Source organism: Cylindrospermopsis curvispora GIHE-G1 (assembly GCF_014489415.1).
Taxonomy (GTDB): Bacteria; Cyanobacteriota; Cyanobacteriia; order Cyanobacteriales; family Nostocaceae; genus Raphidiopsis; species Raphidiopsis curvispora_A.
Genome location: NZ_CP060822.1, coordinates 2,604,876 through 2,630,903, shown reverse-complemented (window position 1 = coordinate 2,630,903; position 26,028 = coordinate 2,604,876). Strand labels below are relative to the sequence as shown.

20 protein-coding genes and 1 pseudogene are annotated in these 26,028 nt (G+C 39.5%); 9 read left to right on the top strand and 12 right to left on the bottom strand.

Annotation, left to right across the window (positions count from 1 at the left end; translation table 11 throughout):
- Positions 1-63: 63 nt before the first annotated feature.
- From IAR63_RS11645 to IAR63_RS11625, 5 genes are all read left to right on the top strand, one after another.
- Complete coding sequence (locus tag IAR63_RS11645) at positions 64-1,152, top strand: hypothetical protein (protein WP_187705386.1); 1,089 nt, start codon at positions 64-66, stop codon at positions 1,150-1,152.
- Positions 1,153-1,208: 56 nt separating this feature from the next.
- Positions 1,209-1,967, top strand: a complete 759-nt coding sequence (locus IAR63_RS11640) for a hypothetical protein (RefSeq protein WP_187705385.1) — start codon at positions 1,209-1,211, stop codon at positions 1,965-1,967.
- Positions 1,968-2,409: 442 nt separating this feature from the next.
- A complete protein-coding gene (locus IAR63_RS11635) occupies positions 2,410-3,066 on the top strand; it encodes a hypothetical protein (RefSeq protein ID WP_187705384.1) in 657 nt (218 codons plus the stop codon).
- Between the two features lie 424 nt (positions 3,067-3,490).
- Complete coding sequence (locus IAR63_RS11630) at positions 3,491-3,730, top strand: ssr2422 family thylakoid membrane protein (protein WP_006277793.1); 240 nt, start codon at positions 3,491-3,493, stop codon at positions 3,728-3,730.
- A 201-nt stretch (positions 3,731-3,931) separates the two neighbouring features.
- Positions 3,932-5,482: an AAA-like domain-containing protein gene (locus IAR63_RS11625; RefSeq protein ID WP_187705383.1), complete on the top strand. Its 1,551-nt coding sequence runs from the start codon at positions 3,932-3,934 to the stop codon at positions 5,480-5,482.
- 9 nt (positions 5,483-5,491) lie between these two features.
- Here the strand turns inward: IAR63_RS11625 and IAR63_RS11620 are convergent, their stop codons facing one another.
- From IAR63_RS11620 to IAR63_RS11610, 3 genes are read right to left on the bottom strand one after another with little or no spacing between them, the layout of a single operon-like run.
- Entirely contained in the window at positions 5,492-6,541 is a 1,050-nt protein-coding gene (locus IAR63_RS11620) for a Glu/Leu/Phe/Val dehydrogenase dimerization domain-containing protein (RefSeq protein WP_006277791.1), read from the bottom strand.
- A gap of 27 nt (positions 6,542-6,568) precedes the next feature.
- Positions 6,569-8,191, bottom strand: a complete 1,623-nt coding sequence (locus IAR63_RS11615; RefSeq protein WP_006277789.1) for an alpha-keto acid decarboxylase family protein — start codon at positions 8,189-8,191, stop codon at positions 6,569-6,571.
- Positions 8,192-8,239: 48 nt separating this feature from the next.
- Positions 8,240-9,511, bottom strand: coding sequence for an RNA-guided endonuclease InsQ/TnpB family protein (locus IAR63_RS11610; protein WP_141303381.1), 1,272 nt, complete (start codon positions 9,509-9,511; stop codon positions 8,240-8,242).
- Positions 9,512-9,590: 79 nt separating this feature from the next.
- Here IAR63_RS11610 and tnpA point away from each other — a divergent pair.
- Positions 9,591-9,946, top strand: a pseudogene (gene tnpA / locus IAR63_RS11605) (IS200/IS605 family transposase).
- Positions 9,947-10,286: 340 nt separating this feature from the next.
- Entirely contained in the window at positions 10,287-11,042 is a 756-nt protein-coding gene (locus IAR63_RS11600; protein ID WP_115539053.1) for an SIMPL domain-containing protein, read from the top strand.
- Between the two features lie 78 nt (positions 11,043-11,120).
- Here IAR63_RS11600 and IAR63_RS11595 read toward each other — a convergent pair whose 3' ends face one another.
- Entirely contained in the window at positions 11,121-11,726 is a 606-nt protein-coding gene (locus IAR63_RS11595) for a peptidoglycan-binding domain-containing protein (protein WP_057177844.1), read from the bottom strand.
- 116 nt (positions 11,727-11,842) lie between these two features.
- A complete protein-coding gene (gene cax, locus IAR63_RS11590; RefSeq protein ID WP_187705382.1) occupies positions 11,843-12,913 on the bottom strand; it encodes a calcium/proton exchanger in 1,071 nt (356 codons plus the stop codon).
- Positions 12,914-13,140: 227 nt separating this feature from the next.
- Here cax and IAR63_RS11585 point away from each other — a divergent pair, with 227 nt between their 5' ends.
- Positions 13,141-15,828, top strand: a complete 2,688-nt coding sequence (locus IAR63_RS11585; RefSeq protein WP_187705381.1) for a DUF3536 domain-containing protein — start codon at positions 13,141-13,143, stop codon at positions 15,826-15,828.
- A gap of 38 nt (positions 15,829-15,866) precedes the next feature.
- Here IAR63_RS11585 and aroF read toward each other — a convergent pair whose 3' ends face one another.
- The 3 genes from aroF to rpsO all read right to left on the bottom strand — a co-directional run bounded on the left by aroF (position 15,867) and on the right by rpsO (position 17,790).
- Complete coding sequence (gene aroF, locus IAR63_RS11580; RefSeq protein ID WP_006277782.1) at positions 15,867-16,925, bottom strand: 3-deoxy-7-phosphoheptulonate synthase; 1,059 nt, start codon at positions 16,923-16,925, stop codon at positions 15,867-15,869.
- A 112-nt stretch (positions 16,926-17,037) separates the two neighbouring features.
- Positions 17,038-17,508 carry a PAM68 family protein gene (locus IAR63_RS11575; RefSeq protein WP_187705380.1) on the bottom strand — a complete coding sequence of 157 codons (471 nt, stop codon included), beginning with the start codon at positions 17,506-17,508 and terminating at the stop codon, positions 17,038-17,040.
- 12 nt (positions 17,509-17,520) lie between these two features.
- Positions 17,521-17,790, bottom strand: coding sequence for a 30S ribosomal protein S15 (rpsO, locus tag IAR63_RS11570; RefSeq protein WP_061545324.1), 270 nt, complete (start codon positions 17,788-17,790; stop codon positions 17,521-17,523).
- A gap of 26 nt (positions 17,791-17,816) precedes the next feature.
- On the opposite strand from rpsO, the gene IAR63_RS11565 reads away from it, so the two are divergent.
- Positions 17,817-17,969, top strand: a complete 153-nt coding sequence (locus IAR63_RS11565; protein WP_187705379.1) for a hypothetical protein — start codon at positions 17,817-17,819, stop codon at positions 17,967-17,969.
- A 90-nt stretch (positions 17,970-18,059) separates the two neighbouring features.
- Here the strand turns inward: IAR63_RS11565 and IAR63_RS11560 are convergent, their stop codons facing one another.
- The 4 genes from IAR63_RS11560 to IAR63_RS11545 form a co-directional block, all read right to left on the bottom strand.
- Positions 18,060-19,571, bottom strand: coding sequence for a thioester reductase domain-containing protein (locus IAR63_RS11560; RefSeq protein ID WP_187705378.1), 1,512 nt, complete (start codon positions 19,569-19,571; stop codon positions 18,060-18,062).
- Positions 19,568-21,244 carry a PfaD family polyunsaturated fatty acid/polyketide biosynthesis protein gene (locus IAR63_RS11555; protein WP_187705377.1) on the bottom strand — a complete coding sequence of 559 codons (1,677 nt, stop codon included), beginning with the start codon at positions 21,242-21,244 and terminating at the stop codon, positions 19,568-19,570. Before IAR63_RS11555 ends, IAR63_RS11560 begins: the two co-directional genes overlap by 4 nt.
- Before the next feature lie 94 nt (positions 21,245-21,338).
- Positions 21,339-24,647, bottom strand: a complete 3,309-nt coding sequence (locus tag IAR63_RS11550) for a PfaB family protein (protein ID WP_187705376.1) — start codon at positions 24,645-24,647, stop codon at positions 21,339-21,341.
- Positions 24,644-26,005, bottom strand: a complete 1,362-nt coding sequence (locus IAR63_RS11545; RefSeq protein ID WP_187705375.1) for a beta-ketoacyl [acyl carrier protein] synthase domain-containing protein — start codon at positions 26,003-26,005, stop codon at positions 24,644-24,646. The genes IAR63_RS11550 and IAR63_RS11545 overlap by 4 nt, the downstream gene beginning before the upstream one ends.
- Positions 26,006-26,028: the final 23 nt, after the last annotated feature.

Sequence of the window (26,028 nt, the reverse complement as noted above, 5' to 3'; positions counted from 1 at the left end):
AATAATTAACTTCTATAAAACCTAATGAGAAATATTGTGTACAAGTACCGATTAGCCAGAATAATGGTTAATTATTGGCTCTGTTTGTTATCCCTAAACTTATTAAGTTTCCTCTTCTTTTCCACATCTGTTGGGATTAAAGCAGTTTCAGCAAATGATTCCATAAGCGAGAATAATCAAGGATTATTGAACAAAAAAATAGACCCATCAAATGAAGAATCTATAAAGGTAAACCATACTACCGAATTTATTGATAGTTTGAGAGAGACTGGTCAAAAAAGGGCTAATCAACCCTTACCCATCCAATCTCAAACTATCGCCCAACAGGTAGATGCTGAACAAAAGATAGACGAGAAAATGGAGATTGTTCAGAATGCAGAAAAATTGGGTCGAGACCTATTAATTGAACCAGTCCTCCCTACAATTCCCAGACCTGAACCAGTTCCCAAAAAACAAACATCACAACAGAAAAGCTCTCGAACCTATACACCCGGACTGAGTTTTGGTGCTCCCAGTGCTTTTGGTGCTAGTTGGGGTGACATATTTATAGGAGCGGGTGCTGCAACACCAGGTAAAAGTCGTGATGGTAATCCAGATGGGAGCATGACTGCTGGTTTTGGATTAGGCGATCCTTATAACCTGATTGGTTTAGAACTAGCATTTAACAACGGGAGTGTCAAAAATTTTGGTTACAATGGTACCTTTGACCTAAAAGCTCATCGCATTGTCTACAGAAAAACAAACCATGCTATAGGTGTTGCTGCTGGTTGGAGAACTTTTGCTCAGTATGGTACTGAAGGTATAAGACCGTCTGGTGTTTACGGTGTGGTAACCAGTTATTCTTTTTTACAACCTGATAACCCTGTTAATCCTATGGCCCTTTCTTTTTCCTTGGGAGCAGGAGGTGGTGACTTCCGACAGGGTAAAGATACTACGGGAGTATTTGCGGGTTTTGGTGTGCAGGTTCACCCCCAAATAGGTATGGGTATAGGTTGGAGCGGTGTGGGTCTAAATGCTGGTATATCCGTAGTTCCCCTAGCCAGTATTCCCTTTGCAATCACAGCTCAGGGTGCAGATCTTACTGATAACAGTGTGGGTGGTAGGATACTTGTTCTCACGGTCGGTTATGGTTTCAATTTTGTCGGTAAGTAAGTAGAGCTATAGCTACGTAAGCAAATTGCTGTAACTTTTTAATTTGGAGACTAATCATGTTGAACCTTAAAACTGTAATTTTTGTTCTTACTTTTACACCATTTATAGTGCTTTCTACCCAATTAACAGGTCGGGCTCAAGTCAGTTCTCCCAGTTTAGGGACAGCAGGATCTGTAAGCGGTGGTGGAGCTACGGGTTCTGATAACAATCCCATTTCTGCTCCCAGTTTAGGGACAGCAGGATCCATGAGCGGTGGTGGATCTACAGGTTCTAATGGCATTTCTGCTCCCAGTTTAGGGACAGCAGGATCCATGAGTGGTGGTGGATCTACAGGTTCCGATAACATTACCGTTATAGTTTCTACCAATAACTTACGGGAGTTAAGAAATGCTATTGGTCAAATAGTTTCTAGCGGTAGTGATTCTCTGTCACCGATTACTTTTTCATCCCTGAGAGCATCTTTAATTTCCGATGGTGTTTCCCCTGCGCATACTGATCAGCTAATAGTTTCTTTTTCCAGGGTATTATCTCAGTTGGGTGTTCCTAATACCAATTTTTCCGCTACCAACTTAAATACGGAAAAATTAGTGGCGAGCACAAAAATTTTCAAACCTACTGTGACTATAGCCCAAGATAGTCTCGCTGCAGGTGAAATAGCCTTAATTTTGGATTCTAACAACTTGACAGAGGCAATCAATATCTATAATAAAATTGTCCTAGAAAGTGACGATCCAACTATTATTAAGCTATCACGTAACCGAGACTTTCTCAAAATTAGTAAGATTCTCAAAACCCTTCGTTCAGGTATTATATAACTTGTTCATGATTGACTGAGAAATAATTTCTTTTTGTTTGAGCAAAGATAGTCAAATTAGATGGCGGGCTATTATCTAAGTAGGGAGGCACAATTATTTGTAGGATGGGTGAGAAACGAAACCAATGGGGGCGTTGGGTTTCATCCTTCAACCCATCCTACGTTCATCTTATATTTAATTCCACCCACCCACTTACCCGCTATCCTTTAATTTTGTGAAAACTTAATCAGTTCCTAAGTCTCAATTGTAAAAAAACAGTCAAGATATTTATATACTTAGTCAGCTCTCCGGGATTTTTAAAAATTGAGTGGTAGAAATTCCATATCAAGCATCTGTTACTAGTAAATTACTCTCACACTTGGATTTTCCAATTCTTAGGGATGATCATACCAAGGAAATATTAACCAACAAACTATTCTATTACTCAAGCAAGAGGATAACCATGTTCAAAATCAAAACCTTGATTATTACATTGACTTTTTCACCTTTAATAGTTTTATTTCATCAGCTTACGAGTTTTGCCCAAGTTAGTTCACCTGATGCCAAGATGGTTGGAACTGCTACTTCTACATCCGAGTCTAGCAAGGTTCAAGAGGGATCTCCTGTTACTACTGGTATTGACTCTAACCCAACTAATAATCAGGAAAAAATCACTGTTGTGGTTTCTGCTAATAACCTACGGGAGTTAAGAAATGCCATCCAGGAATTGATTCCCAATAGTAGTGATTCCTTGTCAGCAAGTGGCATTTTCTCCATCAGATCATCCTTAATCTCTGATGGAGTTTCACCCTTGTATACTGATACGCTATTAGGGTTATTTGTAAAAGTTCTATCCCAGTTAGATATTCCTGGGAATAATTTTTCTGCTACCAACTTAAATGGAGAAAAATTGGTAGCCAGTACAAATCTGGTTCAAGATCATCTTGCGGAGGGTGAAACAGCGTTAATTTTGGATTATGACAATTTGATGCAGGTGATTGACATTTATAACAAAATTGTTCTAGAAACTGACGACCCAACTATCATCAAGCTGTCACGTAATCCACATTTTCTCAAGATCAGCAAGATTCTGAAAACACTTAGAAGAGGTACTATATAATTTAATAATTCAGATAAGTGGGTTAGCGGTAAAGAACGTAGGTTGGGTTTCCTTCCTCAACCCAATATGTGTTTTACTAGTTATGGTAGAATGTTTTTAAAAATGGGCGATTGTAAAGCACTGTCTGTGGGGGAGACCGGGAATTAATTCCCGGTCTCAAAGCGCAAGTCGGTTGAAAACCGACTGGTTTTAGCGATCGCGCCTCAATTGCCACTATTCCATAAATCCCCAGTTTCTTCTCAAGGAAAAATCCTGAATTTGTTGAAGGGGGATCCTTTCAGGAATTGGGAGCGATGCTTGGCCCTCAACCGTCTTGTACCTATAATAAATACGCGATCGTGGGATCCCCTAAAAAGCGCTAGAAGGTGAGAAGAGCAATCATTTTTGTTAGAATGGGGATCTAAAACTTATCTCGAGATTCAACATGACCCAATCAACCATCAGTGAAGATCGCCTCGATCGCATTGAGCAAAAACTAGATCACTTGTCTAATACTGTAGATCAGTTGTCCAGCACCGTGGGAAAGCTATCCGCAGACAATGAGAAATTCAATGATCGTTTTAGTAACTATCAACAGGCCACCCAGTGGGTTGTGCAACTTGCCTTTACTTTGATTGCCAGTGCCACAATTACGATCATCATCACGTCGGTCTTACGAAAATAGAATTTTATCTTAAAAACTTAAAAACGATTTCCCTTAAGTTTCACTAAGAATTGTGTTCCTTTCTGGAGTCGGATGCGATCGCGGGATCCCCAAAAGCGATCGTTGTGAGACTGGCATTTAGTAATTGCGTCCCGATTTATTCTCGGAAGATATAAAGTCAATAAACGATCGCTGCTTTCATAATTATTAATTATTAAAACTATGCCTAAACACTTTAACACTGCTGGCCCATGCCAATCCGATATCCACTATATGCTATCTCCCACAGCGCGACTGCCTGAGTTGAAAGCCTTAATTGATGGACGCAATTACTTTATCATCCATGCCCCGCGACAAGTGGGCAAAACCACTGCTATGATAGCCCTTGCCCAGGAATTAACTGCGAGTGGCCACTATACTTCTGTGATGCTGTCCTTAGAGGTGGGGGCACCTTTTTCCCAGGATCCGCACAAAGCCGAGCAGTCTATTTTAGCGGAATGGCGACAGTCACTCCGCTTTCGGTTACCTCCAGATTTACAACCCACTGAATGGCCAGCGACGGAAAGTAGTTCTCAACTGAGCACCTTTTTGAGTAACTGGGCAGCAACGGCTGATCGTCCTTTAGCTGTTTTTCTGGATGAAATTGATGCACTTAGCGACGAAACATTAATATTTGTATTACGACAATTGCGTTCTGGTTTTCCTAATCGTCCTCACGGATTTCCCCATTCTTTGGGGTTAATTGGAATGCGAGATGTGCGGGATTATAAAGTAAAATCTGGGGGCAGTGAACGCCTAAATAGCGCCAGCCCTTTTAACATTACAGCAGAGTCCTTAACCCTCTCTAATTTTAGTTTTGATGAAGTTCAAGAACTCTATTTACAACATACAGAAGCCACGGGGCAAATCTTCACTCCCGAAGCGATTCATCATGCCTTTTATTTAACCGATGGACAACCCTGGTTAGTTAATGCTTTAGCTCGTCAAGCTACAACTGTTTTAGTAAAAGATGTCAATCAACCTATTACGATTGATGTGATTAAACAAGCTAAGGAAATCCTTATTCAGCGTCAAGATACCCATTTAGATAGCCTTGCGGAAAGACTGCGGGAAGATCGGGTTAAAGCGATTATTCAGCCTATATTAGCGGGATCAGACTTACCGGATACTCCAGAAGATGATCGCCGTTTTGTACTGGATTTAGGCTTACTGAAGCGTAGTTCTTTGGGTGGACTAACTATTGCCAATCCCATTTACCAGGAAGTGATTCCTCGCGTGTTATCTCAAGGTAGTCAGGATAGTTTGCCCCAAATTCAACCCAGTTGGTTAAACACCGACCATAGTTTAAATCCTGAAAAACTCTTAAATGCTTTTCTTGACTTCTGGCGACAACATGGAGAACCGTTACTGAAAAGTGTGCCCTACCACGAGATTGCCCCCCATCTGGTATTAATGGCATTCTTACACCGTATCGTGAATGGGGGCGGTACGTTAGAGCGAGAGTACGCGATCGGTTCGGGTCGCATGGATATTTGTTTACGCTATGGTGTGGTGGTGATGGGCATGGAACTGAAGGTGTGGAAACCTGGTAAGAAAGATCCACTCCCCCAGGGACTCCAACAGTTAGATAAATATTTGGCAGGACTAGGACTGGATACGGGTTGGTTAGTGATTTTTGATCGTCGCCCTGATTTACCCCCCATTGAAGAACGTACTACTACAGAAGAAGTGGTCAGTCCAGGGGGTAGAGCGATCATAGTGATTAGAGGTTAATATGTCAATTTAATTTTGAGTTTTATTATTTAAAAACCGACTCTCCGCTAACTGTCTTGATGCAGTTAGTGGAGTAATATTGTATTCTTTAGAAATTGCAAATACCTGTTTTAATGTATTATATATATTCCTCACTCTTGCCAAGGAACTTTCTTCACTTAGCCCTATCATGCCATCATAAACATGAATTAAACCTCCAGCGTTAATTACATAATCTGGACAATAGACTATATTTCTATCTACTAATAGCTGACTATCTAATTCCTCATTCTCCAGTTGGTTGTTGGCTGCTCCTGCAATAATTTTAGCTTGCAATTTGGGAATGGTACAACTATTAATGATCCCCCCTAAAGCACAGGGAGCAAATATATCAACATCTAATTCATAAATTTCTTCCACATCTACAATATTTACCGGATATAACTTCTCAACTTCTGCCAGTTTATGATTAGATATATCGCTGACAAAAATTTCCACTTCCTGGTGGGATAAAATTTCACAAAGGTTTTTACCCACTTTGCCTACTCCTTGAATAGCCACTTTTAAGCCTTGGAGATTTTTCTTCCCCCAGTAAAAATCTACTGCTGCTTTCATCCCCGCTTCTACTCCCACTGCGGTAGGATAGCTAGAACCACCGTATGTGGATATTAACCCAATCATATAGGGTGTTTTTTCACCTATTTTATGGGCATCTTCCCAGGAAATATTTACATCTTGTCCAGTAATAAAACTCCCTCCAAAACTATTGACAAAACTTCCATAGGCATTAAATAACTTATCGGTTTTCTGTTCGGGATCTGCTATGATTACTGCTTTACCACCACCCATGGGAATATTGGCACAAGCTGCTTTATAGGTCATGGCATAACTCAAACGCAGGACATCTTTGAGAGCATCTTCTTCTGTGGAATATGGCAATAATCTTGTCCCCCCTAGGGCTACCCCCGAACCTAAATTAGTATTGTGGATGGCGACAATAGCTTTCAATCCTGATTCTTGGTCATAACAGAATGTTACTTGCTTGTGTCCCATTTCAGCAATTTTTAAAAATATTTCCATGGTATTTCCCTTACTCCTTATTGTGTTTTATTTCAAAGTTTGAGTAAATAGAGTTTTTAGTCTTTGTAAAGCTGGTGAAATATCATCTGCAGAAATTCTCACATCTAAAATGCTAAAATTTTCACTGTCTTTCGCTACACTCAAGGCTCTTCTTAGTTCTAATCCTGTATGAATTACAAAGCCATTGCCTCCTAAAACTTTAGCCAAATCAGCATAGTCAATTGTACTAATATTTACGAAGTCCGCATCCTCATGTCCCATGGCTCTTAAAGAAGCAAAAGAACCATTATTAATAATAATTACTATGGGGTTCATTCCCAGTCTTTTAGCTGTTAATAGTTCCATTCCTGTCATTTGGAATGCACCATCACCAACTAATGCCAACACCCGACGAAAGGGATCTGCTAATTGAGCACCTATTATTCCCGGAATGGCAAAACCCATGCTCGCATAAAAAGCCGGAGCTAAATAGCTTGTTCCTTGTTTGGTTTGAATATCATCTGCTGCAAATAAACTGTCTCCTACATCGGTAATAATTATGGTTTTATGATCAATAAATTGATTAATTTCATAAATTAATCCACCCATAGATATATTATCTATTTTTTCCTCTACTCGCGGGTGCATCCTATAAGTATTTGGGAATTGAAAATGTGGTAAATGGGGATTTTTTAATAGTCCCGCAATGAAGTCGGTAAATAAAATGTTCTGATATTCATGATGTTTAATAGCAATCCGTTCTGAGGTGGCAGATATGGTATGTTTTTGGTTAATATGGGCAGTAAACATTCCTAGGTTAATATCTGTCATGAATACCCCTAACATTAATAAACAGTCGGATTCTTCCACTATTTTGTTAATATTTTCGTCTCCCGCTTCACCATTGTAAATCCCTAGATATTGGGGATGGGTTTCTGGAAATACTGATTTTCCTAACATGGTGGCACAAATCGGTACGCCCAATTTTTCTGCAAGTGCTAACAGTTCTACTTGTAACCCAAAACGGTGTACTTCCACACCCGCTATAATTACTGGTGATTTGGCTTTTTCTAGTATTTCTAATGTCTCTGATACCGCCTCCTTTAAGGTATCTCTATCCGTGTGCTTTATTGGTACTCGTTCATACTCCGCCTCCGGTAACTCCGCGTATACCATATCACGGGGTATTTCTAAATATACAGGACGTTTAAACGTTTTTGCATAATCAATAGCACGATGTATTTTTCTCTCGGCTGTTTCTATATCAGTAATAGCACTAGCATAAACTGTTACTTCTTCATAAACTCGTCTTTGACTGTCAAAGGTTTTTACTTTGTGGTGTAGTAAGCTATCCTGTCTTCTTTCTTTTATTCCTGGACTACCACTTAAAATTACTAATGGTGACTTCTCTGCATAGGCACCTGCTACAGCATTAACCATGTTTAAGCCACCTACTCCATAGGTAACTACTGCCAAACCTAAACCACGAATACGGGCATAAACGTCAGCAGCAAAACCTACACTTGGTTCATGGGTCATAATTACTGGCTTAATTTTGCTTTCTTTTAAGGCATCATACAAGGTAAGGGCAAAATCACCGGGTATGCCAAATGCGTGTTCTATACCGTGCTGGTGTAAGATATGAAATATATGAGGTGCTAATTGCAGCATTTTTATTTTTCCCACATTGGTTGAGTTATGTTATTAAGCTTCTCCGGTCTAAAGACACGGAGATTTCTGAAGAGTCCATAAACGAACTTTCTGAGGCTGGCTTAAACAGCCTCTACTGATTCCGCTAAGATCAATTCCTAGCATCACCGCTACTTTTTTCAAAATATTAGCAGCACCATTACAGTCCGCATTAATTTTGAACCCATCAGAAGTTTCATATACTCCACGACTAACTCGTTTCCCGCTTGCTTTCCACCCTTCGGGTTTTTCACCGAATTTAGGTATATTGTCGCAATCAAAAAACGATGATTGAGAAGTGTATGATTCTTCTGTTTCAATAAAATCTATTCCGTATTGTTTACATAATTGAGCAATACGGTCTTTTAATCTTGCTGTGGGAATTTGGACAAACTTCTGATTGTTTTTAGACCCCAAATCAATACTATCTTTTTGTCCTTTATTCCATCCAAAAACAATAGCACCAATCTTATTTTCAATACAGTGGTTAACGACTATTCTTGCAGCTTTGTTAACTGCATCACGCATTTGTCGGTTTCTTTTTTCGGTAATAGCAGCTAATCTGTTAGACCAAAAACCCTGGGGTTTATCACTTTTAAGTTTAGCTACTGATTTGTTGTACCACTGATTTAAACTTTTTAAATGAAGTCCATCAACAATAAATGATGTTCCCAGATTAGAAACACAAGTTAACCAGTTATTTAACCCGTGGTCAATCCCTAAAACATTATTTCTATCAACATCAGATTTTATTTCATCTACCTGATAGACAAATTCTGCATAAAATTGTCTATTTCTAGGTAAAATACGTACTTCTCTAATTGATTTGAAGTCAAGGTTAGATGGCATTGGTAGACAAAAAGAATCTATCCCAAACCATGCCTTAACTTTTGTTCCCAAAGGAAACCTAATCATCCCATCAATTAACTTTAATGACCTGCCCGTAAAAGTAGCTACAGTCATAACACTTTTACAGTAATTAGGTAATTTTGGTTTTTGGGAAACTTCGCCCTTTTTTGCAGCTTTTACTAGCTCAATGTACGATTTAAAGGATTCAGCTACACTGGTTAGTATTTGTTGAGAAGTATCAGAATACAATGCCTGATAATGAACGTTTTTCTGATAAGTTCCTAGTTGTTTATGCAAATCTGGTCTACTAGGAATATAACCAGTTTTAAAGTACATCTGCCTAGAATAGTAAACGCCACAATTTGTCAGCTTTTTAGCTTCTGTGCAGAGGTACTCCAATATGGCTGTTATTGATTTATCGGACTTGATAAGAACTTGTTGGCATCCGTACATTGTTCGACCTTCAATGTTTGTTGATTTCAAAAGTATAGTTGAGATATGATTTACTTGTCAATAGCAGCCACGAAACAATATGAAGACAACACTGGAATACAGAATAGGAAATCACTCAAAAGGTAATGCAGTAGTGCATCTTGTATGGATACCTAAACGCCTTCGACAGATAATTTACGAACTAGCCAAAGAAAAAGACTGGGATATCCTCGCTCTTGAGGTTGCACCATGTTCATTTATTTGTAGAACATCAACCATGCTATAAATCAGGTGGTTAAAGCTTTTAAAGGACGGTCATCTTGCTTGTTAAGACGAAAATTTCCTGAATTACTTAAACTTCCTAGCCTATGGACTAATAGTTATTTTTATTCCACTGCTGGACAGGTTTCAGCAGATGTTATTAAAAGGTATATTGAAGATCCGCATCACGGTTAAATATCAAGGCGAATAAATTCGCCGTTGGCACTTCCTGTCTAAAGCCAAGTGGCTTCCGTGCCTTTCGGCGATTTTCTTGTGACTAAATCCTTGGATTTTCTGTGTATTCAGCTACATGTATAATGTTTTTTATTATCCTTGTTGTACAAGTTTCTAGCGGGATCATCCTCATTCTTGAGATACAAAGTTGAACCGGTTGACTTTGTTGCTAAAAGTGTAACCAAAGAAAATTTTTCTCCAGATCATGGCAAATTGTTAATTATCCAGATCCCAAAATGTTTTGTGGTTTGATTCACAAATTAACGTATTAATGTACCAGTAGCCGAGGAGTGCACGTCCAATGTCTAGGATATATAGAAATATTTCACTACCATCTGGGTTTCAGTTTAAGCAACTGGGGAAAATTGCCTATTTCAGTTTACTAATTTCCAGCATATTTACCTTACCAGCATCAGCTCAGGAAAAAGCTCAATTATGGCGCACATTAACTGTTAGTGGTAGCGGGGTAGAAACCATAGCCACCACTTTAACAAGAGTGAGTTTGGGCGTAGAAGTTCAGGGAAAAACTGCTCAAGAGGTCCAACAGGAAGCTGCTCGCAGATCCTCTGCGGTGGTGAATTTACTCAAGTCCCGTAAAGTTGAAAAGTTGGAAACTACCGGTGTCAGGCTTAATCCAGTCTATAGTTATACGAACAATATACAAAGAATTACTGGCTATGCTGCTAGTAACACGGTGAGTTTTCGCTTTTCTACTGACAAGGTTGGTTCCTTGTTAGATGAAGCGATCAAAACTGGAGCAAGCGAAATTAATGGTATTAGTTTTGTTGCTACGGATGAGGCTATTAATGAAGCACAAAAACAAGCTCTAAGAAAAGCAACCCAGGAGGCTAAAAAGCAAGCCGAAGCAGTTCTCAGCAGTTTAGGTTTCCAAACCAAAGAAATAATTAGCATTCAAATTAACAATGCTAGTGCACCTCCTCCACCTATGCTACAAAGATCCCAAATGGTTAAGGCTTCCGCTCCAGATGCAGTCACTCCTATAGTGGGTGGTGAACAACAAGTAGAAGCATCTGTAACTCTGCAAATTAGCTATTAGTTTATAGCTATCCATAATGGTTAAGCTACATACTGGTCACACTATTAAATTTATCTATAGCGTTTTGGCGAAAGGCATTTAAATGCTGCATAGTTGAGACCAAGTCTTAGGACCTACAACACCATCTACTGATAAATTACGCTGACTTTGAAAAGCCTTAATAGCTGTTTCAGTCAGCGCCCCAAATACGCCATCAACTCGCACATTATAGCCATTGGATATTAACAAACGCTGTAAGACTCTAATGGATAGACCAGAATCACCAAATCGGAGGGTTGGCATTTGAGGTCTATTGTATGCCAAGTAGTCTGTTGGGGTGGGTCTTCGTTTGGGTAGATTTGACCTGTCAGCCAATTGAAATTGTGGGGGTAATTGGCGCTTTTTTGTCCGTTTAGATGCTTGCTGCCATCTATAGCGATCCGGAATAGCCACGCGTCCCTCATTTTTGTCCATCAACCCTGTCCTAATGGTTCTGGATATAGCTATTTTTTCCGTGACTCCCACTGTCATGAATTCGGGAGCTGTAATCTTGGATGTAATGCCATGAGGTAATTGGGAAAAATGGCTATTTTTTGTCTTATATTGGGCATTTTCCGCTTTTAATAGCTGTTCATCTAGTAAATGGGGTAAATTCGTCTGTTTATAGTTGAATTCCCCCATAATCAGCATTCCAATTTCGGTCATTTCTGTTTATCTCATATTAAGGAACTTTTGAACTGAAAAAATGACTTAATATATAGTTTACTGGACAAATAACTGTTCATTCTCCATCCATGAGACTTTTTTTGGGTTGACCAAATTTATGGATGGAAATAAAATGCAAAGCCCAAAACCGTATATGCTGCCAATAATAAAGTGCCTTCTAACCAATTGGATTTGCCATCGGAGCTAATGCTATTAGCAATTAAAACTGACACAGCTACTGCTACTAGTTCAAAAGGGTTAAAGTCTAAATCCATTGGTTGTTTCATGAACCATCCGGATATTACTAGTACAGGTGCTACAAATAAAGCTATCTGCATACTTGAGCCAACAGCTACTGACAGTGAAAGGTCCATTTTATTTTTCATCGCTACAGTTACTGCTGTGGCATGTTCTGCCGCGTTACCTACAATTGGTACTAATATCACCCCTGTGAATAAGGCTGTTAGTCCTAGTTTAGATGTAGCCACTTCTAGTGAGTCCACTAATAGTTCTGATTCCAACGCCACTAATAAGGTACAAACCAATAACACACCAGTCCACAATGCAATATTTGGTTTTTGATGGTTATTTTCCTCTTCCGTATCTGCTAAACCTACATCATATAGGTAAGCGTGGGTTTTCATAGAAAAAAGCAGTGTTAGTCCGTAAACTAAAATGAGCACTACCGCTACAGCAAGAGAAAGATTTTGTAGCACATTCTCACTAATTCCTATAGAAGTATAATTGACTGCAGTTGGTAGTAAAATGGCTATTACCGCCAAATTCATTGAAGAAGCATTAACTCTTGCAACTACAGATTCAAAACTCTGCTCTTTATAACGTATTCCACCTAAAAACATTGAAAGCCCCATAACCAGAAGCAGGTTACCGATAATTGATCCCGTAATACTGGCTTTCACCACATCTATCAGTCCAGCATTGAGCGCGACTAGAGCTATAATTAATTCTGTGGCATTGCCAAAAGTGGCATTTAATAAACCTCCTAACACCGGGCCCACAACCACTGCTATTTCTTCGGTGGCTGTGCCCATCCAAGCAGCTAATGGTAAAATTGCTAATCCAGCAGTGATGAATACTACCAAATCTCCCCACTCTAAGAAGTGTGCGGCTAAGGAAATAGGGATGAAAACTAGCAAAGTCAGGAAGATGATATTTTTAGTTGACATTAGAGTTGTTAGTTATTTGGTTTCAATTGTCACACAACTATCATACAATTTTATTTGTCCCATGTAAAATCCCATTGTTCTTTAAGTTTTTTTAAGATTGCTGCTCACATTGTTTATACCGGATTTTGGTAGCAAACAGGTGTAAAAATGTAAATATCAAGGCAAATATCGAGTCGATATCAAAAGATTTTCCCTACAACCACAATTTTTCTCTAGGTTAAGAATATATGACATCCGCCGCTGAATCTTCAGTAAATCTTGCATCAACTCTCACTTTCCAAGTGGATGAGAATGACCAATCCACAGTTAGTTATGATCCCCTGACTAAACCCCATGGTGTCTATGTGACTGTCCATGGTCACTTCTATCAACCACCAAGGGAAAATCCCTATTTGGATGCCATTGAACGTCAACCTAGTGCTACTCCTTTCCATGACTGGAATGAGCGTATTCATTGGGAATGTTATCGTCCTAATGCCTTTGCTAGAGTCTTAAATGACCGGGGTGAATTATTGGGGATCGTCAATAATTATGAGTACATGAGTTTTAATATCGGTCCCACTCTTATGTCTTGGCTGGAACGCTATGATATGGAAGTTTATCAAAGAATATTAGAGGCTGATATTAGGAGTAGTCAAAGGCTCAATGGTCATGGCAATGCTATTGCCCAAGTCTATAATCACATAATTATGCCTTTGGCAAATGAAAGGGATAAATACACTCAAATTCGCTGGGGTAAGGCAGACTTTAAATCTAGGTTTGGTCGGGATCCAGAAGGTATTTGGTTGGCAGAAACGGCTATAGATTATGCAACCATAGCAGCTTTGATCTCCGAAGGAATTAAGTTTATTATTCTTGCTCCCTCCCAAGCTCAACGCTGTCGTCCTTTCCCTACAGACCATGATCCCCATCCGGAATGGCATGAGGTGGGTGGTAGTCAAATCGATCCTACCCGTCCCTATCGTTGTTATTTAAAACCTGGTTTCCAAACCACTTCTTCACCTTTAAGTGTGAGTAAAATAACCTCCCTACAGAGTCCGGATGAGTTGCCTTATATTGATATCTTTTTCTACGATGGACCTATATCACGGGATATGGGTTTTACTGATGTGGTTTATAGTTCTAGTCATTTTGCCGGGCGGGTAGGCGCTGCTATTCGTGGCGATCATCGTCTTGCTCAGTTAATATCTGTGGCTACTGATGGAGAAACTTTTGGACACCATAAAAAGGGTACTGAGAAAACTTTGGCGTACGCTTTTATTGGTGAGTTCCCCCGTCATGGTTGGACTGTAACTAATTTCGCTCACTATTTAAGTTTATATCCCCCCACCTGGGAAGTGGAGTTAAAACCTGTTACAGCTTGGAGTTGTGCCCATGGTGTGGACCGTTGGCAAGATGATTGTGGTTGCGGTGGTGAAGGGGGAGTCTGGCATCAAAAATGGCGCCGACCTCTACGTGAAGCTCTCAATTGGTTGCGAGATGAGTTAGTTGCAGTCTATGAGGATTATGGTAGAAGGTTATTTCATGACCCCTGGTTGGCACGGGACGAATATATAGATATTCTCCGAGACCGCTCTACTGCTAATGTTCATCGTTTTCTCTCCCGTCATCAAACTCACAAACTGACTCCCACTGAACAGGTGGATGCTTTGCGGTTATTGGAAATGCAGCGTCACTCCCTATTTATGTTTACCAGCTGCGGTTGGTTTTTTGAGGAGTTATCTAGACCGGAAGGAACTCAGATTCTTCGTTATGCTGCTCGCGCTTTGGAGTTGGCTGGTGATATTGCGGGTGTACAGCTGGAAAAGGGTTTCCTCAAACGATTGAGTCTAGCTCCTAGTAATGTAGAACAGTTTAAACATGGTAGTGAAGTTTATCATCAGTTGGTACGGACCGCTCAAATCGGTTTTAAACAAGTTGCAGCTCACTATGCTATTACTTCTTTGTTTAATCATCACGGTGGTGCTCTCCCTATCCAAGAGTCTAGAAAACACTTGGAAGGTCATCAAAAACGTGTCTATTGCTACGCTGCTGATCAGTTAGATTATCAAATGCAGCGGATGGGATCCCTAACCATGGCAGTTGGTCACTTAAAGTTAGTGTCGGAAATCACATGGGAAAGCGAAAATCTGGTGTTTGCAGTTTTGCATTTGGGAGGTTGGGATTTCCACTGCTGTATTCAGCAGTTTACCGGAAGACGAGATTATGGTCACCTCAAGGAAAATCTTTTGGCATCGCTACAACAAGCAAGTGCAGCTCATGCCATTGTTATGATGACTAAGATGTTTGGGGAACAGGCATTTAGTTTACAAAATCTTTTTGCAGAGGAACGCCACCGGATTATGCGCTTGCTAAGTCAGGAGACCTTAACTAGGTTAGACCAACTCTACACCCAAACCTATCGGGAAAATTATGGGGTAATTATGGCTTTTCATCGAGATGGTTTAACAGTCCCCCAAGAATTACAAGTAGCTGCTGAAATTGCTCTCGGTTATCGTTGTTTGACTATCTTGCGCTCTCTGGAACAGGATATTAACGAACCTCAGTTGAGTTATTCTCATGTCTTACAGTTACAGGCGATCGCCACGGAGGCAAAACATTTACGTTGTCAATTAAAAATTCCCGAAGGAAAACAAATTTTAGAACAATTAATTATGCGTCTATTATGGCAATTACTACATGGATCTACCGGATACATGGATATTACCAGACTGGAAAAGTTAATTGATGTTGGCAATGACTTAAACCTGGGTATCTCTTTGGATAAATCCCAGGAGCTGTACTTTAGCTGTTTGCACAGCCAAATTATTCCTCAATATCTCAATCAACTCAAGGACTCAGGGGAAGCTGCACAATACCGTCAGTTGCTCAAGCTGGGTGGTAAATTAGGTATTGATGTGACTATAGCTAGTTAAAAAATAGGGGGGATAAATCCCCCCTGTAATTAAACCAGTTAAACTGGTGAAAGAACTGGCTGATGCCAACGGCCCACAGCTTGACCAATTACGGAAAGTTCTTGCATTAACTGGTCGAACCTATCTGGTGTAATGGATTGAGGTCCATCGGAAAGAGCCTTAGCTGGGTTAGGATGGACTTCTATCATTAAGGAATCAGTACCAGCAGCAATTGCTGCCATAGCCATAGAAGGCACAAATTCTGCCCAACCCACACCATGGCTGGGATCAATCATTATTGGTAGATGGGTGAGTTTTCTTAATACTGGGACTACGGATAAATCCAGAGTGTTCCGTGTATATTGACGATCAAAGGTTCTAATTCCTCGCTCACACAAGATTACATTAGGGTTACCCGCTGCCAATATATACTCGGCGGCCATGAGCCAGTCTTCAATGGTTGCGGCCATACCGCGTTTTAATAACACTGGCTTTGACTGGGCTCCCACTTGTTTGAGTAAGGAGAAATTCTGCATATTTCTGGCCCCAACCTGAATCACATCAGCAACTTGGGCGATTTTCTCCAAATCCGCACCATCCATTACCTCAGTAATGATTCCTAGTCCACTGACCTCCCGTGCTTTTGCCAACAACTCTAAAGCACTTTCACCATGTCCTTGAAAAGCATATGGTGAGGTGCGGGGTTTATATGCTCCACCCCGCAAAAACTTGGCACCGCCAACTTTCACTCTCAAGGCGGTTTCCACAATCATAGCTTCATTTTCCACAGAACATGGTCCTGCTACCACCACTATAGGATGATGTTCGCCAAACACCACATTTCCATTGGGAGTGGTGACTACTACTTCTGAAGCTTCACCATGACGAAATTGCCTACTAGCTCTTTTATAAGGTACTTCTACCCTTAAAACCTGTTCTATCCATGGACTAAGTTCTTGAATTTGTAATGGGTCTAAATCTGCTGTTTCTCCTACTAGACCTATTACTACCTTGTGTTTACCAATGATTTTTTCCGGTGTTAAACCCCATCCAGTTAAATCTGAACTTAAACGGTCTATTTCCACCTTTGGGGAACCTACTTTCATGACAATGATCATTTTAACAGCCCCGTATTTCAACTATTATTGATCTATACATTAATACATTTAGACGCAGGCGAATGGGAGCATTGTTGCGTCAGGCACCGTCCAGATACCTGAGCGCGGTTGGTCAGACCTTCTTTTTTCGAGTTTCGCGCCAGACTTCAACCATTCTACTCCAATTGGTGCCAAATTCACCTACACCCAGTAAAGTACCCGGATTATCTTCATCCCAGGAAGCAGAAAGCACACCGTAAGTTATTCCCAACACTCCCAACCCGAACAGTCCCATATTTACCAGTAACACCGCAATGGGGGGTAGTTGAATGTGAGCATAACTAACCAACAAATAGCTGACCACCAGTGTGCTAATACCTAAACCTGTAGGTATGCCAGAAAAGGTTGCCACTCTGCGGATCATTCTTTGGCTTACTACTTGGGGAATCGCCATCTCCTCTTTAGTAAAGGGGGGTTGGTTCGGCAATTTTTGTGGCGATTCCTCTGTCTTAACTACCGGTTTGGTAGACACTTTTGAAGGTTTTTGACGCTTTTTGTTTGGTTCAAATGGTAGACGACTGGGTTCTGATTCTTGAGCAGACATAATTGGTAGTTCCTAACCACGAATACCAAGACGTGAAATCAGGGATTGATATTTATCCGAGTTGTTCTTTTGGATATAATTCAAAAGTCTTTTACGTTCGCCAATCATCTTTAATAGTCCTCTACGAGATGAGTGGTCTTTCTTGTTTGCTTGCAGGTGCTGACTAAGACGATTAATTCGTTCAGTGAGCATAGCAATCTGAACATCGGCAGATCCGGTGTCAGTTTCGTGTACTTGGAATCCAGAGATCAGTTCCTGTTTGCGCAGTTGCGTCAGAGCCATGATTAATTAAACTTTTATTTTTTCAAGTGTATGCATCAGTCACCTATAATATCACAGCAATTAGAGTAATTGCTAGAGGTGCCAAAAGGGAGAATTTATGGGTGGTTAAGGTAGCTATTCCTATTATATACCATTTTATCATTCTGGCTGAAAATACGGAAAGAAAAAAATATCAGTAAAAAAGCGGGCATTTTACCCGCACATTGTCGTTAAGATGAGATGTGGTAGAAAATTCTAGTTTTGTCTACAATCAAATGGGCATTCAGGCGTTAAATAAGACTCAAGAAACCGGTTTGCATTAAATAGGAGGTATAAGTTATCAACAATTGAGAATCGATTTGAGGACAAATAATTGAGCTTCCCTTTAGTGCAGCTAGGGTTTCCTGACAACTAATTACTGGTCTTCTTGACTGCAAATACAAATCAGGAATGGTAATTTTCTCTTTAGACCACCGCTCTAATAAAAACGGTTTAAGAGTATAGAGTGGATTTTCTTGATCTGTTATGTTAGCTAGTTTGTTCTGCCACTCTTCATAACTAATCATTTCTAGCTTAAAGCCAAAGGTGCGTATCCATTCCACTAAAGATTTTAAAGAAGCAGGTTGGGGATGCTGTAAATGGAAAGCCTTACCAATACATGTTTCTTCTCTTGATAGGTAAACAACAGCTTTGCTTACATAGTCTACAGGAGACATGTCTAACATATAGTCCACATCTGGAAAACATCCCATCTGTAAACAACCTTTAATCATTAGGTTGATGAAATCGTGGGTGTTACAAATCCCTGTCTTACTATCCCCAGCAATTAAGGGTGGTCTATAAATCGTTACTGGTAGTCCGCGATCGCGGGCAATTTTGACTAGTTTTTCTGCTACCCATTTTGTTTGAGAATAACCCAAGAAAATACCTTGCCAATCGTCAAAGCTATCTTGTTCACTTACTACTTTACCTGCATATACACTTGATTCAAATACAGCGACGCTGGAAACATAGTGTACAGGTTTAACTTTAGTTTGACAAGCCAGTCTTAGCACTTCCTGAGTCCCTAAAACATTTGCTGACTTTAAAGCAGAGTAGGGATAGACATAATTTAGTAATGCCCCACTGTGATAAATAGTATCTATGTTAGCACTTAACTGGTCAAACTCTTCCTTGGTAATTCCTAAAAGTGGTAGAGATAAATCACCAAGAACTGGGACAAGTCGCTTAAGGTACTGATCCTCCCAAATTCCATATTGTTGGAGATTATGGATGAGTTTATCTTGTGCTTCATTCACATTCTTAGCCCGTACCAAACAGTAAATATTGGCTTGGGTTTCTGCTAATAATTCCTTAATAATAAAAGCTCCTAAATAACCAGTTGCTCCCGTTATAAAGATATTTTTCGGATTAGCGAGAGAACCCATATAACTACCCACTGGTTGAATGGTAGAGTCCAGAACTGCTTCCGCACCTAGGTCCAAAAATGGGATGGGAATATTCACATTATTCCCCTGATTATCTGCTTGAGAACCTCCAGCTTTTTCTTCTGATAAACGTTGAGCCAGTGTGGCGATAGTTGGGTAGTGCCATAATAAGACTGGAGACGGTTTAAAACCAAGTAAATCTTCCAACTTACTAATTATAACCATGGCTTGAGCAGAATCTAAACCATAATTTTCCAAATGTTCATCCACATCAATTTCTGCAGGTGTTTTTCCTAGCAACTCTGCCAAGTTATGCACCATAAAAGATTGAATTTCCTCTGAACCATAGGTAGTTAGCATGTTTGTTAAACTCATTTTTTCATCTCCAATATAGGGTGAACAGGTTGATATTGACCGTAAAAACTAGAAAGCTGTAAACCTTGAAATTTAAGGGACTGAATTCGATATAAAAAGGCAGTTCCTAGCATAATGTGATGAGCAATATCTACCACATGGCGGTTTTGAGGTTCAGCTAAATAGGTAGCTTTTACCCAGTCATTAAAACTACCCATAGCTGGACCACACCAAATTTGATAATCTGTTTCTCTTCCCTTCTCTCCACTACTAGACCATCGGGAAGATAAACCCAGATACCAGCGGAAAATCAATGCCATTTTTAACTTAGAATTATTGACAGCCTTGCCCAATTTTTCGGGATTTTTTTGAGACAAATAGGCGGCGGTTCCCTCCCAAACTTCAGCAATACTTTTACGGAAGATTTGTTTTTCTAATTTCTCCCTTTCCGCCAAAGGAATATCTTCAATAGATTCATAATTGCGGTACAACTCATACAATTTTTGTGCCCGCATGGGAAACATTGTTCCTCGTTTTAAGACCTGTAATTTGACTCCCATTTCAAACATGTCCGCAGCAGGGGCCATCATTACATCCGCCATTTCTGCTTGAGATAATAATTTTTTTGTGTATTCACAAGCCCCCGATTCAACACAGGATTGATTAATAGAACCAGTAACAATATATCCAGCTCCCATGACAAAAGCTGCCAATGCTGATTCCGGCGTACCAATTCCCCCAGCTACCCCAATTCTAATTATTCTATCATAATTATATTTAGCTTGAATTTCATCCCTTAAACTAATAATAGAAGGGAGTAGACATACCAGAGGACGATTATCTGTATGACCTCCAGAGTCTGCTTCCACAGTAATATCATCAGCCATAGGAACTTTACTTGCTAAGTGAGCTTGTAGTTCCGTAATTAGATTTTGTGCTAGTAATTCCTTGATCATTCTTTCAGGGGGTGGTTGCATAAATTTGGTGGCAACTTCCCGGCGAGAAATTTTGGCAATTACTTTATTTTTGATTTGAATTTGGTGATTAGCATCTAAACTTAAACCAGCAATTCGATAATAAACAATATTGGGAGTTAGGTCTAAAAATGCCGAGGCTTCAACCGTGTGAACTGCATATTTTAAGTATAATTCTACAGCCTGTCTTTCTATTTTTGGTTCATTGGGACTATGAATTAGGTTGAAACAATAGGGACCGTTAGGTAGAGCAGCTTGTATTTTTTGAATAGCTATTTCTAGTCTTTCTGGTGACAGTCCGCCCGAACCAAAGGAACCCAAAAGTCTTTGTTTGCCTAAAGCAATTATCATTTCTTCTGATGCTATTCCCCCCGCCATAGCACCTGTCATATAGGCACATTTAACATTGTGGATTTTCAAAAAGGTGGGATCACCAAATTGTTCTACTGTTAATGGTGGTAATGATACTAATAGCTGGTTGGGTTCCGATGGAATATTATAATTTGAGGTTATATAGCCATCATTACTAACACCTATTTCACCTGCTACTTTAAGAATATGGCAGGGTTTTTCTAGGGTTAGTAATTTTTGCTTGATGGCATTTTGCTCAAATTCAACGCAGTCTGTTGAACCCTTCCAGCTGTAGGTATGATGGGGAGCAGTTTTTAAAAATGCTAATCCGTTGTTTGGTTTGTTCAGTACCGTATTAAATGTTGTCACGGTAATTTTTTCCTTAATTAATGGGCAATTTGTGAGACAGGGATAGTTCATAGTCTGGGTTACAATCCAGACTATGATACTGGAAAAATTATTTTTATTGATCTATCAACAATTTTTCAGCACAAGCTAATTGCATTTTAATTATTTCGCTCATTTGCTGGCTGAAATCTTTTCTAGCTTCTAGAAAATCACTGTGTGCTTTTATCAATTTGGTGTTGTTACTTGTGAATTTTTCATACTGGGCTATCTTTAAATCATTCATGGGAATTATATGGTTCACTTGTTTGGAGGTTACTTTGGGGGTTTCTTTGCAAGGTAGTTGTGAAAAGTTTAGTTGCTCTTCATGATTTAAATGGTCATCTATGATAGTTTTCACAGAATTTTTTTCCGGTTTACCATAAATTTCCCGGGGGGGTATTTGGTATGCTGGTTGAAGAGAGTTGATGATCTTAACATCCAAGTCCTTGGTAAGGAGTTGTAGATCTTGCTGATTATATTTTGAGAACAGTTGACGATGATCTGTCTGTAAAATTTGATCGGTAATGGATTTGCCACCCAGGGTAATTTTCTTGAGTGCTGATTTGTTGGTTTTTTTAGTATCTAAAGAAAGATCATATAGGGGAGAAAGATCTAATTTAACTCCATGACTAATCAGTTTTGCCAAGGCTTTAACTAAGGATGTGTGATCATCTATCCCACGGCGGTTTAAAGATATGGTAATATGTTCCCGTTTGTCTAATATTTTATCTATCCACCGTGAACAAATACCACCAGCTCCAGCTTCGATAAATACTTTTGCTCCATCTTCATAAACTCGATTTACCAAGCGAGGAAAATCTAGTTGTTGACATAATCCTTTGGCAATACTGTGAGCAATAGTTTCGCTCTCTAGTGCTATGGGTTGATATTCTGCTGCTGAGTAACAGATAATCCCAGGAATTGCCTGAGCTGGTAAGTTATGGATTCGATATAGCTCTGGGTATTCTGATTCCATAGTCGGCGCATGAATCACATGATCAAATGGTGCTAAAAAGGCGTTACAACCCAGTTTATTAATCACTCTTTCACAAGCTAAAGGTTCACCAGCTATTAATACTTCTTGCGAGGTATTAATTTGAGTGAGGTAAACCCGATTTTCTGTTTTTAAAACTTCCCTGACTTGATCAGCTGTAGTAATTAAAACATAATTAGCCCATAATTTGTCATGCTCTGAAGAGTTTTTGTCTATTCCCCAATACTCTCGCACTGCATTTTTCGGTCCTGATAGTCTATCGCCAAATAATGATGATGAGTTGAAGGTATTACTTGCTTTATAGCAATCACTCCAAATCCCCTGGGCAACCATCATACTGGTTTCCCCTAAGCTATAACCAAACATATATTTGGGTGTGATTTGAAAATCTTCTGTGAGAATGTTGGTGATAAATCTGGTAAACAGAATTTCTGCTTCCAACATTGCGAGGGAATCATCCAGCAATTTCTTTTCTAGGTTTTCTAATTCCCTAATTTCCAGTTTCCTCAAACTTCTAGGAAACACTAGTTTCTCAACATCCGCTGCTCGTCGGTATAGAGTTTTGATAACTGTGTCATCGAAGGCTTTAGGAAATAATCGAAATAAGGTTCTACCAATTCCTACATAAGTGTTGACAGCAGCAGGGTAAACAAAGGCAACTTCACCATTTTTTCCCAAGGGTTTAGGTGTGAAGTAACTACCTATTGGTGTGGCCCAATCTTTTTTATTTATGAAGGCGTCTGTTATACCTTTTTTGGCAGAGTTGATTTCTTTGAGTACTTCTTTTTGGTTGCGTCCGGTGATGGATAGGGTATAATTGGCAGAAGATTTTTTTTGAAAACTGCTAAATGTTTCACTAGCTACTTTTGACAAGCACTCGCCATCCTCAAGGGTTTTTTCTAGGTTATTTAAGGCCGTAATTAGACTGGTTTCACTGTCTCCAGAAATAGGAAAGAGATGATAGGGTCGGGATTCTAAATATTTACTAGGACGTGGTTCCTGTTGGGTTTCTTCTGACAGCAAAATATGAGAAAAGGAACCGTCACAACCCATACTATTAATGGCAGAAATTCGACATTTTACTTCTTTTTGTAAGAACCAAGGTCGGGATTCTGTCGCAACATAGAAGGGACTACCTTCCCACATCTGAGGGGTTTTCACACCTGACCATTTGGGAGTTCCAGGTATATATTTATAATATAAACTTAAAGCAGTTTTAATCAAACTAGCAATACCGGAAGCAACAAAGGTATGACCTATGTTTGCTTTGATGCTACCTAGGGCACAGTGTAGACCATTACCAACAGAAGGATAAGCTGCTAATATTCCCTCAATTTCTGCTGTGTCTTCCTCCGGTATTCCACTACCGGAAACCTCTAAGTAGTTAACTTCTTCAGGTTTAATTCCAGCTTGTTTAAATGCTTTCTTACAAACATTGCTAATAGTCCTGCTATCTATGGCCATGGAAGGGGACTGTCCAATGCTTAAAGCTTCAATTACTGCATAAATACGTTGTTTATTTTTTAATGCCGTATCCTGTCTTTGCAAAACTACTGCACCTGCACCTTCCCCCACATTCCAACCATTAGCATTTTGATCAAAACTTAGGGTATTTACACCCGTATTTATTTTGCCAAATTGACTTCTCAAGAGGACATTTTCTACCCCACCAGCTAGGTCAACTGCACCTACAACCACTGCTGTCACTTCCTCAGTAGCTAATAGCATTTCCGCTAATTCTAAAGCCTTAAAAGTAGCAGTTTCTACCGCACTAATGGTAAAAGATGGTCCAGAGAAATTCCATAGGGAAGAAACCCGACTGGCCATGGTGTTACCCACATAACTGATATACTCTGCAATCTCAACTGGATGGTGAATACTATCTTGGACTATAGTTTCTAACTGGGAGATTTTTTCTGGACTCAGGGGAATTTCAGCTCCATTTACCCCATCTTTAATTTGCCAAGATAAATTCCATCTTTGTTCTAGTTGGTGGACTGATAATTCTGTTTCCGCAGCGATAATTACAGCAACATTACTATTAGGCTGTATATTACTATCTTTTAATGCGCGATCGCACACCTTTAATAATAAGGTGTGTTGGGGGTTAATTTTAGTCACCTCATTGGGAGGAATTTTCTGGGATAATGTGTCAATTTCAAAATCTTGAATGTATGCGCCTTGAGGTGGTGTTCCGGTTTCTAAACCATATTGTTGCAGTAATTCTTGGTGTTCATTAATTCCCAACCATCTAGTTTGTGGTAGAGTAATAAAATGTTGTTTTCCATCATAAATACTACTTTCAAAGGCATCCAATCCATCACATTCACCAAAAAAGGCATCCATGCCCACAATTGCCATTTTTGTAGTGTTATTTACTGGCATATTCATTTGTTTACTTCCCCTTGTTCAAGAATTAAATGAGAGTTAGTTCCACCAAATCCAAATGCACTCAAAGCTGCGTATTTAGTTTTTTTAGCTGGCCAAGGTCTAGTTGTTGTGACAATGTTCTGTGGCGATACCACACTATTTTCACAACCTATAGGTTCGCTGACATTAATAGTTGCTGGAATTAGGTTATGGGACATTCCTAAAATAGTTTTAGTCATTCCCACCATGCCAGCTGCGACCAATAAATGACCAACATTATTTTTAGTAGATCCTACTAATAGCTGGGAATTTTTCCCCCCAAAAAAGCCTTGAATAGATTTAGATTCAGTAGTATCTCCCAAAGGAGTACCCGTGGCATGACACTCCAGATATTGAATTTCTTGTGGGTCAAGTTTTGCTTCTTGATATGCTCTTTGATAAGCAGTATTTTGTCCTTGGAGATTAGGGCTTAAAAGATGTTTACCCTTACCATCATTAGATAAACCATTACCACAAATTGTAGCCAGAATTTTATCTCCATCTCTGACAGCTTTGTCATATCTTTTGAGCATTACCATACCGATACCTTCAGAGGTAATTAAGCCCCGTGATGTTTTATCAAGAGGAAAACTACTACCATTTTCTGGGTATGCTTGTAGACCAGAAAATAACATTCTGACAAATAGAGGATCGGAAGCACTAATAGCACCAGCTAACATTAAATCTGCTTTACCAGATTGTAGATAATAGGATGCTAATTTGATGGCATAAAATGATGATGAACAGGCTGCATCTATACAGCAATGAATTTCAGAAAGATTGAAAGCACGGGAAACCATACCAGCAGGTAACCCAGAAACCATAGCATTATATGGTGATGTTTTAGATAGGGTTAATTTACCACCTAGATGGAAGTGTTTCTCCTGTAAAAGTTCTTGAATTGCGGGTTCAATTGTTTGATGATAAATGGGGGTAAACAATTGATTAGATGCTTTAGTAGGTAAAGCTAGAGTTCCTAAAATTACCCCACATTCCGACAGAGCAGATTGATTTCCCCAATAGCCACTATGAATAATTGCCTGTTTAGCTGCATACAGTGACCATTTGAAAGTATCATCTAGACTTTCAATAAATTCCCCAGGTAGATTATACTCATAGGGATTAAAATCTAAATTGCGGATAAATCCACCTTTTAAAAAGTAGAATTTCTCCGGTGTGCCTTTATTAGGATCATAAAATATTGAGGGATCTACTCCCAATTCATCAATACTAATATTGGCAGTTACGTCTTTTTCTTGGCTGAGATTATGCCAGAATTGCTCAGGATTATTCGCATCCGGAAAGAGGCATGATAATCCAATAATGGCTATTTTTTCCACAGTTAAATCCTCGTTTGGGTTAA